18 protein-coding genes are annotated in these 13,798 nt (G+C 64.9%); 7 read left to right on the top strand and 11 right to left on the bottom strand.

The annotated features are described in order from the left end of the window. Positions 1 to 66 precede the first annotated feature (66 nt). The 4 genes from ABFX23_RS08705 to ABFX23_RS08690 all read right to left on the bottom strand — a co-directional run bounded on the left by ABFX23_RS08705 (position 67) and on the right by ABFX23_RS08690 (position 4,317). Positions 67 to 1,683, bottom strand: a complete 1,617-nt coding sequence (locus ABFX23_RS08705) for an FAD-binding oxidoreductase (protein WP_346032705.1) — start codon at positions 1,681 to 1,683, stop codon at positions 67 to 69. Beyond that, on the bottom strand, positions 1,680 to 2,033 hold the full coding sequence (locus ABFX23_RS08700; protein ID WP_346032704.1) for a c-type cytochrome: 354 nt from the start codon (positions 2,031 to 2,033) through the stop codon (positions 1,680 to 1,682). Before ABFX23_RS08700 ends, ABFX23_RS08705 begins: the two co-directional genes overlap by 4 nt. A gap of 83 nt (positions 2,034 to 2,116) precedes the next feature. Then, positions 2,117 to 2,791 (bottom strand): TetR/AcrR family transcriptional regulator, encoded by a 675-nt coding sequence (locus tag ABFX23_RS08695; protein WP_346032703.1) that lies wholly within the window; start codon positions 2,789 to 2,791, stop codon positions 2,117 to 2,119. Between the two features lie 5 nt (positions 2,792 to 2,796). Continuing rightward, positions 2,797 to 4,317 carry a replicative DNA helicase gene (locus ABFX23_RS08690; RefSeq protein WP_346032702.1) on the bottom strand — a complete coding sequence of 507 codons (1,521 nt, stop codon included), beginning with the start codon at positions 4,315 to 4,317 and terminating at the stop codon, positions 2,797 to 2,799. A gap of 158 nt (positions 4,318 to 4,475) precedes the next feature. Here ABFX23_RS08690 and ABFX23_RS08685 point away from each other — a divergent pair, with 158 nt between their 5' ends. Both ABFX23_RS08685 and ABFX23_RS08680 read left to right on the top strand, forming a co-directional pair. Beyond that, positions 4,476 to 4,967, top strand: coding sequence for a UPF0262 family protein (locus ABFX23_RS08685; RefSeq protein WP_346032701.1), 492 nt, complete (start codon positions 4,476 to 4,478; stop codon positions 4,965 to 4,967). A gap of 65 nt (positions 4,968 to 5,032) precedes the next feature. Then, complete coding sequence (locus tag ABFX23_RS08680) at positions 5,033 to 5,695, top strand: glycoside hydrolase family 25 protein (RefSeq protein WP_346032700.1); 663 nt, start codon at positions 5,033 to 5,035, stop codon at positions 5,693 to 5,695. Between the two features lie 16 nt (positions 5,696 to 5,711). Here the strand turns inward: ABFX23_RS08680 and ABFX23_RS08675 are convergent, their stop codons facing one another. From ABFX23_RS08675 to ABFX23_RS08665, 3 genes are all read right to left on the bottom strand, one after another. Next, positions 5,712 to 6,695, bottom strand: a complete 984-nt coding sequence (locus ABFX23_RS08675; RefSeq protein WP_346032699.1) for an endonuclease/exonuclease/phosphatase family protein — start codon at positions 6,693 to 6,695, stop codon at positions 5,712 to 5,714. An 88-nt stretch (positions 6,696 to 6,783) separates the two neighbouring features. Further along, entirely contained in the window at positions 6,784 to 7,920 is a 1,137-nt protein-coding gene (locus ABFX23_RS08670) for a M14 family metallopeptidase (RefSeq protein ID WP_346032698.1), read from the bottom strand. Further along, the gene (locus tag ABFX23_RS08665) at positions 7,917 to 8,525 is read right to left on the bottom strand and encodes a DUF4136 domain-containing protein (protein WP_346032697.1); all 609 of its coding nucleotides are present in this window, start codon (positions 8,523 to 8,525) and stop codon (positions 7,917 to 7,919) included. Before ABFX23_RS08665 ends, ABFX23_RS08670 begins: the two co-directional genes overlap by 4 nt. 87 nt (positions 8,526 to 8,612) lie before the next feature. Between ABFX23_RS08665 and galE the strand changes: the two genes are divergently transcribed. From galE to ABFX23_RS08650, 3 genes are all read left to right on the top strand, one after another. Next, the gene (galE, locus tag ABFX23_RS08660) at positions 8,613 to 9,614 is read left to right on the top strand and encodes a UDP-glucose 4-epimerase GalE (protein WP_346032696.1); all 1,002 of its coding nucleotides are present in this window, start codon (positions 8,613 to 8,615) and stop codon (positions 9,612 to 9,614) included. A 106-nt stretch (positions 9,615 to 9,720) separates the two neighbouring features. After that, the gene (ykgO, locus tag ABFX23_RS08655; protein WP_007165381.1) at positions 9,721 to 9,846 is read left to right on the top strand and encodes a type B 50S ribosomal protein L36; all 126 of its coding nucleotides are present in this window, start codon (positions 9,721 to 9,723) and stop codon (positions 9,844 to 9,846) included. A 69-nt stretch (positions 9,847 to 9,915) separates the two neighbouring features. Continuing rightward, the gene (locus ABFX23_RS08650) at positions 9,916 to 10,542 is read left to right on the top strand and encodes an HAD family hydrolase (RefSeq protein WP_346032695.1); all 627 of its coding nucleotides are present in this window, start codon (positions 9,916 to 9,918) and stop codon (positions 10,540 to 10,542) included. Between the two features lie 75 nt (positions 10,543 to 10,617). On the opposite strand, the gene ABFX23_RS08645 is transcribed toward ABFX23_RS08650, so the two are convergent. Continuing rightward, on the bottom strand, positions 10,618 to 10,929 hold the full coding sequence (locus tag ABFX23_RS08645) for a DUF8200 family protein (protein WP_346032694.1): 312 nt from the start codon (positions 10,927 to 10,929) through the stop codon (positions 10,618 to 10,620). 155 nt (positions 10,930 to 11,084) lie between these two features. Between ABFX23_RS08645 and ABFX23_RS08640 the strand changes: the two genes are divergently transcribed. Both ABFX23_RS08640 and ABFX23_RS08635 read left to right on the top strand, forming a co-directional pair. Continuing rightward, positions 11,085 to 11,606 carry a winged helix-turn-helix transcriptional regulator gene (locus ABFX23_RS08640; protein ID WP_346032693.1) on the top strand — a complete coding sequence of 174 codons (522 nt, stop codon included), beginning with the start codon at positions 11,085 to 11,087 and terminating at the stop codon, positions 11,604 to 11,606. Positions 11,607 to 11,659: 53 nt separating this feature from the next. Further along, positions 11,660 to 11,920, top strand: a complete 261-nt coding sequence (locus ABFX23_RS08635) for a hypothetical protein (RefSeq protein WP_346032692.1) — start codon at positions 11,660 to 11,662, stop codon at positions 11,918 to 11,920. A 3-nt stretch (positions 11,921 to 11,923) separates the two neighbouring features. On the opposite strand, the gene ABFX23_RS08630 is transcribed toward ABFX23_RS08635, so the two are convergent. The 3 genes from ABFX23_RS08630 to ABFX23_RS08620 form a co-directional block, all read right to left on the bottom strand. Then, positions 11,924 to 12,595, bottom strand: coding sequence for a cyclic nucleotide-binding domain-containing protein (locus ABFX23_RS08630; RefSeq protein WP_346032691.1), 672 nt, complete (start codon positions 12,593 to 12,595; stop codon positions 11,924 to 11,926). A gap of 78 nt (positions 12,596 to 12,673) precedes the next feature. Further along, complete coding sequence (locus ABFX23_RS08625; protein ID WP_346032690.1) at positions 12,674 to 13,162, bottom strand: MgtC/SapB family protein; 489 nt, start codon at positions 13,160 to 13,162, stop codon at positions 12,674 to 12,676. A 35-nt stretch (positions 13,163 to 13,197) separates the two neighbouring features. After that, on the bottom strand, positions 13,198 to 13,764 hold the full coding sequence (locus ABFX23_RS08620; RefSeq protein ID WP_346032689.1) for a manganese efflux pump MntP: 567 nt from the start codon (positions 13,762 to 13,764) through the stop codon (positions 13,198 to 13,200). Between the last annotated feature and the right edge of the window lie 34 nt (positions 13,765 to 13,798).

Here is a 13,798-nt window from a genome sequence, read left to right as displayed (position 1 = left end):
CGTGGCAATGGAGAGGGGGAAGCCGGTCCCGCCGCGTGAGGGAGGGCGGGACCGGCCACGCGCCGGTCAGGCGATGCCCTGCTTGCCCGGTGCGATGATGTGATTGGGGTCGAGCGCCTGCTTGATGCGGGCGTTCACCTCGCGATTGGCGGCGCCGTACTGGTCCGCCACCAGGTCCATGGTGGAGACGCTGGAGCGATAGGCCGCCCAGCCGCGCTCGCCGAAGCGGGTGATCATTTCTTCCATGCACTGCTCGGCCTTGGCCGAATGTTCGTCGTCGCCCTTGTCGAACATCAGGAAGATGATGTGGTGCAATTCGCGCCCGCCCACCGCGTAGGCGGGGGCATAGTCGAATCCCCACTTGTTCATGATCTCGGTCGCCAGCTGGGTCTGCCCGATGGTCTCCCCGCCCTTGGCCGGAGCGACAGGCGCGAAGGCGACCGCGCCGCCGCTGCGGCCCCACCAGCGCACGAGGCCCTTTTCTTCCAGCGTCATGCCGCCGCGCATCAGTGTCTTGTTGTGCTCGAAATAGGGATTGCCGCCCATCTCGGCCTCGGTCAGCACGTCGGCGCCCGTTGCCTCGAACGCCGCTGTCAGGATCGGTTCGATGGCGGCAATGATCTCGTCGGTGCCGTAGAGCGCGTAGAAGGTGTTCCACATGCCGATATCGTTGGCGCGCGCGTGGCGCTGGATCACGTCCAGCGGGATCACCCCTTCGCCGTCCCACAGGTCGGCGCGGCGGTTGAACATGCTCATCTGGTAGAGCGCACCCATGATCAGCACGCCGTTGGGAATGAGGTTGTTCATGCGGAATGGGCGGATCGTGTCGGTGATCGCCGCCACGTCCTCCACATTGGGTGATCGCACCATGAAGGGCTTGTAGGCAGGCGGCTTGGGCATCAGCCACATGCCCAGCTTTGTCACGATGCCGAAGTTCGACTGGGTGAAGATGCCGTCGAGATAGGGGCCGTAGCCCCATTTGAACGCCTGCCAGGTGTTGCCGTTCTCGATGGATCCCATGCCGGTCTTCAGGATCGTGCCGTCGGCCAGCACCACTTCCATGCCGCATTGCATGAAGAAATGATCGCCGTAGGGCGTGTAGCCCACGCCGCGCTCCAGCGTGTTGCCCATCATCGAGACGATCGGGCCGACCGTGGGCACGTCCACCCAGTAGGGCAGGTCGTTGTCTTCGATATAGTCGTGGATCTGCTGATAGGTGACGCCCGGCTCGACAAGGATCGTGCCCAGTTCCGCATCGAAATCGAGGATGCGGTTCATCCGCTTGAGGTCGAGAATCATCTGCCCCGAAGAGGCGGGCGTGGCCATGCCGTAGCCCATGTTCTTGCCGGTGGAGATCGGCCAGAGCGGCAGGCGATAGCGGTTGGCCAGCGCGAGGATGGCCTGCACCTGCTCGACATTGGCAGGCGCCACCGCGCCCGATGGCACGTGCTCCCCGCGAAGGTCGGGAATGCCGCTCTTGCGGTAGGAGATGGTGCTCGCCTCGTCGGCGAAGACCCATTCGTCGCCCACGATGGCGCGCAGTTCGCGCACGACGCCTGCAAACACGTCGCGGTCCATGTCCTGCGGCATCATGCGGGCGCGGACCAGCGGCGTCAGCGCCGCCGTGCTGGCGACAGCGCCGCCGATTGCCATGACCTCGCGGCGGGAAAATCCATTGCTCATCCGCCGTGCTCCTCTGGATCGACCTCTGACCGGGCGAGCCATTCGGCCAGCGCCTGCAATTCGGCATCGGTGATTTCGGTGGGCTTGAATGCAGGCATCGCGCCCATGCCGGAGCGCACGATGGCGGCGGTCACGGCTGGCGGCAGCGCTCGTCCGCGGATGATCGGGGCGATGTTGTGGCCGTGGCAGTATCCGCAGGTGCGGGCGTAGAGATATTCCGGCGCGCGCGGCTCGATCTCGTAAGTCGCCTGCGCCGAGGCGCTCATCGAAAATCCTGTTCCCATGCCGACCCCTGCCAGCAGGGCCGCTCCGGTCAGGCCCGCCAGCAGGCGACCTTGTCTGAGCTGCATCGTCCCTCTCCCTCTCGCGGCGCATGTCGCCGTCGTCGGGAGCGAGTGTTCAATGCAATGGACAAATTGTCAATTGTAATACGCTAGTCGGGAGAGGCGTAGTCCAGCTCGGGCAGGGGACGGTGGGCAATTGCGCGCGCGGTGTCGCGATCGACGCCCAGGCCGCACAGGATGTAACCGGCCACGCTCTCGGGATAATCGTCCGGCATTTGGCGCTTCACGATGGAGCCTATGGCCGCCAGCGTCGCGCCCAGCAGGATATCCCGGCCCAGCTCTGCCGAGGGGATGGGCAGGTCGCCGTTATCTACCCCGTCGCTGATCGTGCGCATCGCCTGGCGGAAGGTCTCGCCGCCGAAGATTTCGCCCGACGCGCTCATGTTCAGCATCGACCACGCCCAGCGCCGGTCCTTCTGCGCGCGGCGCAGGTAATAGCGCACGGCAACGGTGCACTGCTCTCGCGAATCCGGCAGCTTCGCCACCGTCTGCGCCACGGCGACGAGGAAATCGTGCGTTACCTCGCTGGTCAGCGCCTCGCGCAGTTCCACCATGCTGGCGAAGTGGTTGTAGAACGTGGCGCGGGTAACGCCCGCCTTGTCGGCCACGTCCTCGATCCGGGCGAACAGGCCATTCTCCTCGCCGAAGATGTCGAAGGCGGCGGCGATGATCTTCGCGCGTGTTTCCGCCCGCCGCTTCTGGCCCACCTTTGTGCGGCCATCGGTGGGTGCGGGCGACTGCTCCTTTGCGCGAGGTGCGGCCATTGCTCCTATTCGAACCCGTAGTCCGAATAGTCCTTCATGTTGGGCGAGGTGAACTTGGTGAACTCGCTCTGGAACAGCAGCGGCACGTTGCCGGTGGAACCGTGGCGCTGCTTGGCGACGATCAGTGTCGCCTTGTTGCGCAACTCCAGATAGCGGTCTTCCCAGACGCGGTACTTTTCCTTGTCGCCTTCGGAGCTGGTCTCGGTCGGCATGTCGGGGCGTAGCGCCTCGTGGTAATAGTCCGCGCGGTAGATGAACCACACCATGTCGGCGTCCTGCTCGATCGAGCCCGATTCGCGCAGGTCGGAGAGCATCGGACGCTTGTCCTCGCGCTGCTCCACCGCACGGCTGAGCTGCGAGAGCGCGATCACCGGCAGCTGCAATTCCTTGGCCAGTGTCTTCAGGCCGCGGCTGATCTCGGAAATCTCGTTGACGCGATTGTCGCTGGCACGGCCCGAGCCTTGCAGCAGTTGCAGGTAGTCGACCACGATCAGGCCGATATCGTGCCGCCGCTTCAGCCGCCGCGCGCGGGTGCGCAGGGCGGAGATGGACAGCGCGGGCGTATCGTCGATGTAGAGCGGCAGTTCGGCCAGCTTCTGCGCCGCGTAGGACAGCTTCTGGAACTCGTCGCGCTTCAGGCTGCCCGAACGCAGCGCCTCGGAAGAAATCTCAGCCTGCTCTGCAAGGATACGTGTCGCCAGCTGATCGCTGCTCATTTCGAGGCTGAAGAAGGCAGCGGGCGCGCCGTAGTTGTGCGGGCCGCCGTCGCGCATGTAGCGCAGGTGTTCTTCCGCGCAGTTGAAAGCGATGTTCATCGCCAGCGAGGACTTGCCCATGCCGGGACGCCCGGCGAGGATCACGAGGTCGGAATTGTGCAGGCCGGCCGTCTTGTTGTCGATCGAATCGAGGCCGGTGGTCTTGCCCGACAGCTTGCCGCCCGATTGCATCGCCACTTCGACAAGGCGGATAGCCTCCATCGAGGCGCTGCGGAAAGCAACGCCTGCCTTCTCGCTGGTCGCCCCTTCCGATACTTCGAACAGGCGCTTTTCGGCGTTCTCGATCTGGCGCTGCGGCTCGACTTCCTCGGAGGTATCGAGCGCGCCCTCCACCAGGTCGCGACCCACGCCGACCAGTTCACGAAGCAGCGCGAGGTCATAAATCTGCTGTGCCAGTTCGCGCGGGGCGAGCAGACCCTGTCCGTCGGCGGTCAGCTGCGCGAGATACCCGGTTCCACCCAGTTCCGACAGCGCCTCGTCACCATCGAAATAGGGCTTCAGCGTGACCGGCGTCACCACCATCTGGCGGTCCACCAGCGTCACGATGCGTTCGTAGATGCGGCCGTGGATCGGCGCGAAGAAGTGCGCCGGGCGCAGTTCGACCGGCAGTTCCTCCAGCACGCGATTGTCGATCAGGACGGCGCCGAGGAACGCGGCCTCCGCTTCAAGGTTGGCGGGCAGGCTGCGGCCTTGCTGGCTGCTGGTTTCGGTCTTGGTGGCGGATCGGGTCAGGAGGTCTTCGTCGGACATGGCGCTCTGATGCGCTGGACTTTCATTCGCTGCAAGATTGACACGACGAAAGTTTGCCCAAGCCTCGCACCCTGGCCTGTGGATAGCGGGGAGAAAGTCTGCGAGCCCGAGATTGGCAATTGAACGCGAAGCGCGGGTGGGGCAGGAGGGCACCGCACATGGACCAGGATAGCGCCAACCGTATCGAGGAAATCACGCTGGACGAGGCGACCGTGCTCGCGCGCAGCGACGATATCGAGAAAGAGCGCGAAGTGGCGCTGCGCGACCTGGTGGAAGACAATTTCTTCAAGCCCGTCCGCGCGACCGGCAAGGGCCACGAAGGCCCGTGGCGGGTGCACCTGGAAGTGGTCGAGGGGATGCTGGCCTGGCACCTGAAGGATGCCGCCGGAACCGAGGCGGGCACCATCGGCCTTGGCATGGCACGGATGCGCCGCGCAATCCGCGATTACTTCGCCATCTGCGACAGCTACTACAAGGCGCTGCGCCGCGCCTCGGCGCAGGAGATCGAGACCATCGACATGGCCCGGCGCGGCATCCACAATCGCGGCACCCGGCACCTGCTGGATGCGCTGGAAGGCAAGGTGGAAACCGATTTCGAAACCGCGCGGCGGCTTTTCACCCTGATCTGCGTCCTGCACATCAAGGCTTAACCTGTTCACACTGACAACCGGGTCGTACCATCGGCAAGAAGAAGAAATCCGTCCTCCGCTTCTGGGTGGAAGTGCTGCTGTTGCTGGCTCTTGTCGGGCTGGCGGCGGTGCTGTGGTTCCGCGCGTCCGGCTGGCAGCCCAGCCGTGCGGAGTTCCCGATGCAGGGCGCGCTGATCGGCGCCGAGGACGGCGCGGTGGATTTCAACGCGCTGCGCGCGACGGGTGCAGACTTTGTCTATATCGAGGCGAGCCAGGGCAGCGAGGGACGCGATGCCATGTTCCCGCGCAATCTTGCCGCCGTGACCGATGCGGGACTGCCGCACGGCGTTGTCCACGCCTACGATCCGTGCGTCCCGGCGGGGCGGCAAGCGGCCAACTTCGTCACCATCGTGCCGCGCGATCCCGAAATGCTGCCCCCTGCCATCGCGCTGTCGAAGCTGGCGAGCGAGTGCGGCGATCCGATTGTCGAGGCGGGCCTCGAAAGCGAATTGACCACGTTCATCAACCAGGTCGAGGGGCATGCCGGGCAACCCGTGGTGCTGAAGATCAGCCCCGAATTCGAAGCCGAGCACGGCATTGCCACGCGCATCGAGCGCAACCTGTGGCTGGAGCGCGATTTCGTTCAGCCCGATTACGGTGGCCGCCCATGGACGCTGTGGGGCGCGACCAGCTACCTGCGTGGCGAATCCGGCAGCGCGGCGCTGCGCTGGGTCGTGGTGCAGCCGTAACGCTGCGTGGCGTGTCTCAGGAGGGCACCATTTCGCCCTGGCACAGGACTGCACGAATGGCGCGGTGGTCCGAACCATTGTTCGGCATGACGGTGAAGTCCCGCAGGTCCAGGCCCCCTCGCAGCATGATCTGGTCCAGTGGCCAGCCCAGGAAAGTCAGGCTGGCGGGGAAGGTGGGGTAGGTGCCGCGCCCGATGCGTGGATCGCGCCAGCCACCCTCCTCGCGAAATCGGGTGGTGGTGCGCGACCAGGGCACGTCGTTGAAATCGCCCATGACCAGCGCATCGCTGTTCTCGCCTGGCGTCTCGGTCCCGGCACGCACGATGTTGCTGTCGCGCTCTTCGGTATTCCAGCCCGGCAGCGGGGGCTTGGGGTGCAGGCCGATGAATTCGAAATCCTCGCCGTTGGGCAGGTTTATCGTGGCGTAGAGCGTGGGCGTATCCCGATGCGTGTTTTCGGCAAGGCGGGCGTCGGCAACCGGCAGGCGGCTGGCGAAGACCATGCCGAACGCACGGGGCTGGGGCTCGGTTAGGAGGAAAGGATAGTCGCCCAGAACGCCATCGAGTTCGCGAACCCAGCTTTCATCCGTTTCCATCAGCAGCAGCAGGTCGGGCGAGACGTCCTCGATCTGCGCCGCCACCTGGTCGAAGCCGGTGTTTTCGACCTTCACATTCACCGAAAGCGCCGTGAAGCATTGCGATAGCTCGGCCTCGCTGGCGGCGATCCGCTCGATCTCCTCGCCCGCCAAAGCCGAATAGGGCCAGATCCGCCAAGTGTTGATGATGGCCGTGATGCCGAAAAGGGCCACGGCAAGCCAGCGGCCCTTGCCGGCCACCAGAAGAGCGACAAGGCCGAGCAGGACGGCCGCATAGGCCAATGGTTCGCGGACAAGGTCCACGGTGCGAACCAGCCAGAAATCGGTGGGCAGCAACGAGATCAGCGTGGCCACGAAGGCCAGCGCGGCAACCGCGAGCAGGGTGATGGCGATGATCCGACGCATGGTTTCCCCTCGAACATTCGGTCATTGTTACTGACCAAGGAACGAGCGGGAAGTTCCGGAAAAGTGCCGCTGGCAGGCGGAGCGCCGTCTAGTCGTCCAGCCACTCAACCAGGGCGGCAAGGCATTCGCGTGCCAGCAGCTTGCAGCGTTCCGGGCTCCAGCCCTGGTCCGGATCGGGCCAGTCGTCGTTATCCTTGAACGGCATTTCCAGCGTCATCGCGCAGGCACCGTAACGCTCTGCCACCTGGTTGGTGCTGATCGTCAGGTTGGCCTTGCCGGGCGCGGACTTGGGATAGCCCTTCTTCGTCTGGAAATCGGGTGTGCGCCGGTCGAGGATGCGCTGGTAGCGATACATGCGCTCGCCGTGATCGTCGGTCCACGAAGGGATGCCCTCGAACCCTGCGAGGAAGACGGCGGCAATCGCCTCGTCGCCGTGCACGTCCATGGCGAAGTCCACGCCGCTCTCGTCCATCGCATTGCGAATGGCGAGAACTTCGGGAGACCGTTCGGCGCTGGGATCGGCCCATTCGCGATTGAGGTTCACCCCGTTGGCATTGGTGCGCAGGTGACCGCGGAAGGAGCCGTCCGGGTTGCAGTTGGGTACGACATGGAGGCGACATTTCTGGCGCAGCACGCGGCCCACCACGTCGGCGGGATCGGTGAGCACTTCCAGCGCGCCTTCCATCCACCACTCGGCCATGGACTCGCCGGGGTGCTGCCGGGCGTAGAACCACACCTGCTTGTCGCCTTCGCCCATTTCCAGGCAATCGATGGTCCGCCCGTCCAGGGTTTCGCCAAGGCGGCGATAGTCGACGCCGGGCATGGATGCGGCCTCGGAGACGAGATCGTTGTGCCGTTCCATCGAATAGGGCGCGAAATAGGCGAACCACGCCACATCGTTCGCTGGCACATAGCGGATGGTGAGCGTGCCGTTGCCCGCTTTCTTGTCATAAGAGCTTTCCGCGCGGCCCCAATAGGCCCGGTCTTCCGAGACGCAGGCGTTGTAGCCGGGCCAGCCTTCGGGATAGGCGCTGTCGGCCAGTTGATCGATCGTCAGCACCAGTTCGCGTCCGGCCGCGCCGGATACGCGGAAGTGAAACCACTGCGCGAATTCGCTGTTGCGGTCGTTGGGGATGCGCAGGTGCGCGGTGGCGCCGTCGATGGAGACGACTTCGATGTTGCCGCTGTCGAAAGCGGCGTCGATCACGATATCGTTGTGGGTCATTCTACCTCGATTGTTTCGCCCGAATTTCCGGGAAAGTTCGCGAACAGCGCATCGGCCATGCGCGGCGCGGCGGCCGCGTCTGCGGCGTAATCACTGTTGGTGGTGGCGACCATGCTGGCGCGGCCTTCCCAAAGGTTCTGCGCGCCGCCCCTCTCGCGGATGGTCACCGCCAGCTCGCGCACCACGCGCTCTGCCGGCTCACCGCCAAGGTTGATGCCGACGCCAAGCCCGACACCGGAGCCGTAGGTTCCGGTCGATCCGCCAACGCCGACGTCCACCGGGCCACGGCGGCGACCTTCATCGACCACGTACTGATCCAGCGAGACCTGCGCGACCTGCGCGCCGTTCACCATCACCACGCGGTAACCGAGTTCTTCCAGCTGCAAGCGCACGGCATCTTCATAGAGGCCGTATTCGATGCTGCCGGGATCGATGCCCGAGGCTGGCGTGATCTGCACCGTGCCCTGGGCAAGGAATGCAGGCTCGTCACCCACGAACCGGGTGACTTCCACCGGGGAGACATAGGCCGGTGTCGTGCATCCGCCCAGCAGAGCGGCGGTGGCGGCCAGTGCCAGGGTGGACAGGAGGGGGGCGGGCTTTCTCATGGTGCATCAACGCTTAGGCCCGGCAAAAGGTGCCTACAAGGCGCTTGGTTTATTGTCGTTTCACGCAAACGTGCTAACCGCGCGGCGATGGCCAACAAAGTCCCCGTTCTCGTCACCGGCGGTGCCGGTTATATCGGCAGCCACGCTGTGCTGGCCCTGCGCGATGCGGGCTGGCCGGTAGCGGTGATCGACAACCTCGTGACCGGTTTCCGCTTTGCGGTGCCGGACGACGTGCCTTTCTATGAAGGCGATATTGCCGACGGTGATCTGCTGGCACGCATCTTTGCCGAGCAGGGCATCCGCGCTGTCATGCATTTTGCCGGCAGCGTGGTGGTGCCAGAGAGCGTGGAGAACCCGCTCAAGTATTACGAGAACAACACGGCCAAGAGCCGCGCCCTGATCGAGGCGATCGTGGCAGCGGGCGTGCCGCACATGATCTTCTCCTCCACGGCGGCGACCTACGGCATTCCCGATGTATCTCCCGTCACCGAGGATACGCCGAAGCAGCCGATCAATCCCTACGGCTGGTCGAAGCTGATGACGGAGCAGATGCTGTCGGACACGGCGGCGGCGCACGCCCTCAACTACTGTGCGCTGCGCTATTTCAACGTGGCGGGGGCCGATCCGAAGGCGCGCACCGGACAATCCTCGGCAGGCGCCACGCACCTTGTCAAGGTCGCGGTGGAGGCAGCGCTGGGCAAGCGGGAGAGCGTGGGCGTGTTCGGCGCCGACTACGACACGCCCGACGGCACGGGCGTGCGCGATTACATCCACGTCAGCGACCTTGCAGCCGCGCACGTGCTGGCGCTGGAGGAGCTGATCGAGCAGCCGGAACGCAGCCTCACGATGAACTGCGGCTACGGTCGCGGCTTCTCCGTGCTGGAAGTGCTGGACGCGGTGGACCGGGTGACGAACCGCAAGATCACCCGCGTGCTCGGCCCGCGCCGCGCGGGCGATCCCGATTCGCTCGTTTCCGATCCCTCGCGCATCAAGGCGACGCTGCCCTGGCGGCCGCAATATGCGGACCTCGACCAGATCGTTGCCCATGCGCTGGCGTGGGAGCGCAAGCTGGACGAGATACGGGAATAGGTTGACTCAGCGACAGGCTCCGATTATCCGCGCGCCAACTTGCCAGCATTGAATTTCCGGCATCGGGGGCCATCTCCGGTGCCGATTATTTTTCGGGAACAGACCAATGAAGATCCGCAACAGCCTCAAGTCGCTGAAGAACCGCCATCGCGATTGCCGCGTGATTCGTCGTCGCGGTCGCACCTACGTGATCAACAAGACCAACCGTCGCTTCAAGGCCCGCCAGGGCTGATGAACGCCGTGCCGCTGCAACGCGGCACCGGTCTTTTGCAAAGCCCCCGCCACCACGGGGGCTTTTTGCATGTCTGACGCAAACAAGCCCACTGCCGTCGTGTTCGACATCGGGCGCGTCATCATTCGCTGGGACCTGCGCTACCTCTTCGCGAAGCTTATCGACGATCGGGCGGAGCTGGACTGGTTCCTCGCCAATGTTGTGACAGAGCAGTGGCATCACCAGCAGGACGAAGGCCGTCCGCTGTCCGAAATGGTGCCCGAGCGCATCGCCAGCTTTCCCGAGCACGCGGCGCTGATCGAGGCCTATGCCACGCGCTTTGCCGAGACTTATCCCGAGCACGTTTCCGGCACGCTGGAGATCATCGCGCGGCTGAAGGCGGCAGGCGTGCCGCTGTTCGGGCTTTCGAACTTCGGCGCCGATTTCTGGCCCGAGTTCATCGCGAACCAGCCCGTGTTCGAGGGGTTTCGCGATATCGTCGTCTCGGGTCATGAGAATGTCGCGAAGCCCGATCCGGCGATCTACGAAATTGCCGAGAACCGCTTCGGCCTGCCCACATCCGACCTGTTCTTCATCGACGACAAGCCCGAGAACATCGCCGCCGCAAAGGCGCGCGGATGGCACGGCCACGTGTTCACAGGCGCGGACGCGCTGGAAGCCGAGCTATCGGCGCTGAACCTCTTGCCGCCGCGATAGAAAAAGGCCCCGGCAGTCGCCTGCCGAGGCCTTGCTGAGTATCCGCCCTGATGGAGAGAGCAGGCGGAGAAACCGTCAGCCGTTGCAGCGCGACAACTGCTGCTGGGAAAGCATCGAACCCCCGGCGTTGAAGCTGGCAATGGTGCCCACTTCGCGGCGCAGTTCGCTGCATACGCGCAGGTCGCGGTCGCGGCTGCGCGGCGCCGTGCAGGTGGTGCCTTCGCAGCGGAACAATACGCCGCCTGCAATCGCCTCGTCATCGCTGGCGGGCTGGGCCAGCTCGACCGTGTAGAACGGGGTGGCGGTACGTGCCTCGATCGCTGCGGGAGCGAGCGTGGCGGACACGGCGACAGCTGCGAACAGCGCGGAGGGAACGAGACGGGTCATGGCAGGCTTCCTTGCGAGAGATTATGGGTTTCAACGAACAACCAGTTGCAAATCGCCACCTAGATACCTAGGTTTCATAACGCAACCCTTCTCGCAAATATTTTTGGCATTCCCGCGTTTCGCTGTAGGACATGCGAGGGACGACAGGATTCTTAATGGGTATCAGAGAACCGCTGGCAGAAATGGGATGCGGCCTGCCGCATGCTCTTGAAGTGATGGGGGAACGCTGGTCGTTCCTCATCCTTCGGGCGGCTTTCAATGGCCTCTACCATTTCGAGGAGTTCTCGCAGGAGCTGGGCATCGCCCGCAACATCCTGTCGAACAGGCTGGCCAAGCTGGTGGAGAACGGTGTCCTTGCGCGAACCCCGTGCGAGGCAGACCGGCGCAAGATCGAATATCGCCTGACGGAGAAGGGCCTCGGACTGCTGCCCGCCATGTTGGCGCTGCGCCAGTGGGGAGAGCGATATGTCGAGGATGTTACGCCCAACCTCGTACTGGTGGACTGCCGCGACGGGCAGCCGGTGCAGCCGATCACGATCCGCGCGCAGGACGGCCGCGAGTTGAGCTGGCACGAACTCGGCTGGCAGACGCCGGACAAGATCGGGCAGCCGGTGGACCGGCACGACGGTGCCTACGTAAAGAGCGGCTTTCCTGACGAACCCGACGGTTCCTGCTGAGCGGACCGCCCCTCAAGACGCCCGATGGCCGGTATATCGTGGTGCGCGGGCGATTGTGGCGCGCCAGCAATCGGGCATTGCCCGACGAGAAGCGGCAGGCACTGGTCGACGAACTGATGGACGCGCGCCGCACCGTGCGCGATGCGAAGGGGGACGAGGCGGCCTTGCGCAAGGCGCGGGGCAGGGTGCAGGCGGCCAAGGAAGCATTGGGCGAGCGCGGCCCCGTGTGGTGGGACGACGGCGCGCCCGACTTCAACCGATATCTCGCGAAGAACACGCCCTATGCGGACTGGTTCGCGGCGCAGTGCGATTGACGGTCAGGTGGTCGCCACGGCGCTGGCGTGCACGCTGGAGGCCAGCTTGCGGGCCAGGTCCTCGCCCAGCAGCGCAGACAAGGCGATACCGATAGCGGGCTTCCTGTGCGAGAGGCGCGTGAGGTCGCCAACCTTCCACGAGACGTATCGCGTCCCCTCCGGCGCGCGCACCGTGCCCGTCGCCGCTTCGCCCAGGACGTAGCCGATCTCTCCGATGAAGCGCCCGTCGCTGACCGGGAAGGTCGTGCCGTCCTTCTCGATCAGCACGTCTCCGTCGAGAACGTAGTAGAGCCGCTCCGGCTGCTTGCCGGCTTCGGTCAGAACTTCGCCTCCCTCGGAATCGTGCCACTCGGCCAGTTTCAGCAGCCTGCGAAATTCGCCCGGTGTCAGCGTGTCGAAACCTGCGAACAGGCGCTTCTCGTCCTCGCTCATCTGGAAGGTCGTGCGCTCCAGCAGGATCATGAAGATCACCACCACGTTGGCGGCGAGGAAGATCGTGCTGGTGATGATCGGGTCCCACAGCGGCTCGGGCGGGTACCAGAAGTAGTATCCCATGTAGAGCAGCGTGCCGAGGACGGAGAAGGCCCGAATCAGCGCCTCGTCCCGGAAAAGGAATGCGATCACGTAGACCACGGCCCCGGCGTGGAGCAGGATTGCAGCGTCGAACAGGTCCATCGGCCCCTCCCTGTGCGAGCGGCGCCCCCTGTCGCACCGCCTTACGGGATCACAAGGTGCGCCGCGAGGGGAGGCCCGTCAATCGCTTTCCCCGGCATGTTCATCCAGCGAAGTCGAGTCCCACTTGGCCGTGAACGGACCACTCGCGATCAGCAGCAGCAGCACGAGCGCGGCCATGATCGCGCCCAGCCAGACCTCGCCCATGCCGCAGGCAAGGCCGATCGCGCCAGCCGTCCAGATCGAGGCGGCCGAGCCCGCGCCCTGCACGAAATTCCCCTGCCGGAACATGGCACCTGCACCCAGGAAACCGATGCCGGTGATCACCCCTTCCACCACGCGCGTCGGGTCGATGCGCGACTGCGGATCGGCGGTGGAGTGCAGTAGCTCGATCGAGGCCATGACCAGCCCTGCTGCGCCCACCGCGATGATGACGAAAGGCCGGAAGTCGATCGGCTTCTTGCGCAGAAAGCGTTCCAGCCCGATCAGGAACGGCAGCAACGCGGCCGCTGCCAGGCGAACGAAGACCTGTGTCCAGGTAAGGGTGTCGGGACCGCCAAACTCACTCATGCTGGATGAATGAGCGGGCGCGGGGAATGTTTCGGTCAAAACCAGCCGGTGTGGTCCGCGAGGATCTTCACGCCGAGACCGATGAGCACCGCGCCGCCGACAATTTCCGCCTTCTTGCCCAGCGCCGGACCGATGCGGGCGGCAAACCAGTAGGCAGGGGCGCACAAGGCCAGCGTGACAAGGCCGATCATCAGGCACGACAGCAGGACCGGCGGGCTGAACAGTTCCAGCGTGAGACCGGCCGCAGCGGCATCGATGGACGTGGCGATGGCGGCAATCAGCAGCGCTGTGAAATGCGACTTGCCCGAGATATTCGCCCCATCTTCCGCTCCGTCGTCCGCATCAAGGCCTTCGCGCATCATGCGGTAGCCGAGGAACGAGAGCAGGACGAATGCCACCCAGTGATCGACGGCTTCGAGCCAGCCGACGAACAGCGCGCCCAGCGCCCAGCCGATCAGTGGCATCACGCCCTGCGCGACGCCGAAGGCGACCCCCGTCTCCAGCGCCCGCCAGCCCGAATGCGGCCCCGATGCACCGCGCACCAGTGCGACGGCGAAGGCATCCATGGCGAGGGCCAGGGCGAGGATAAGGACAGCGATCATGCGCCGCGCCTTTGCCGTTCACAGCGGCTGGGGC

The organism is Erythrobacter westpacificensis, assembly GCF_039542285.1.
Taxonomy (GTDB): domain Bacteria; phylum Pseudomonadota; class Alphaproteobacteria; order Sphingomonadales; family Sphingomonadaceae; genus Alteraurantiacibacter; species Alteraurantiacibacter westpacificensis.
This window is presented reverse-complemented; position numbering and strand designations above follow the sequence as displayed.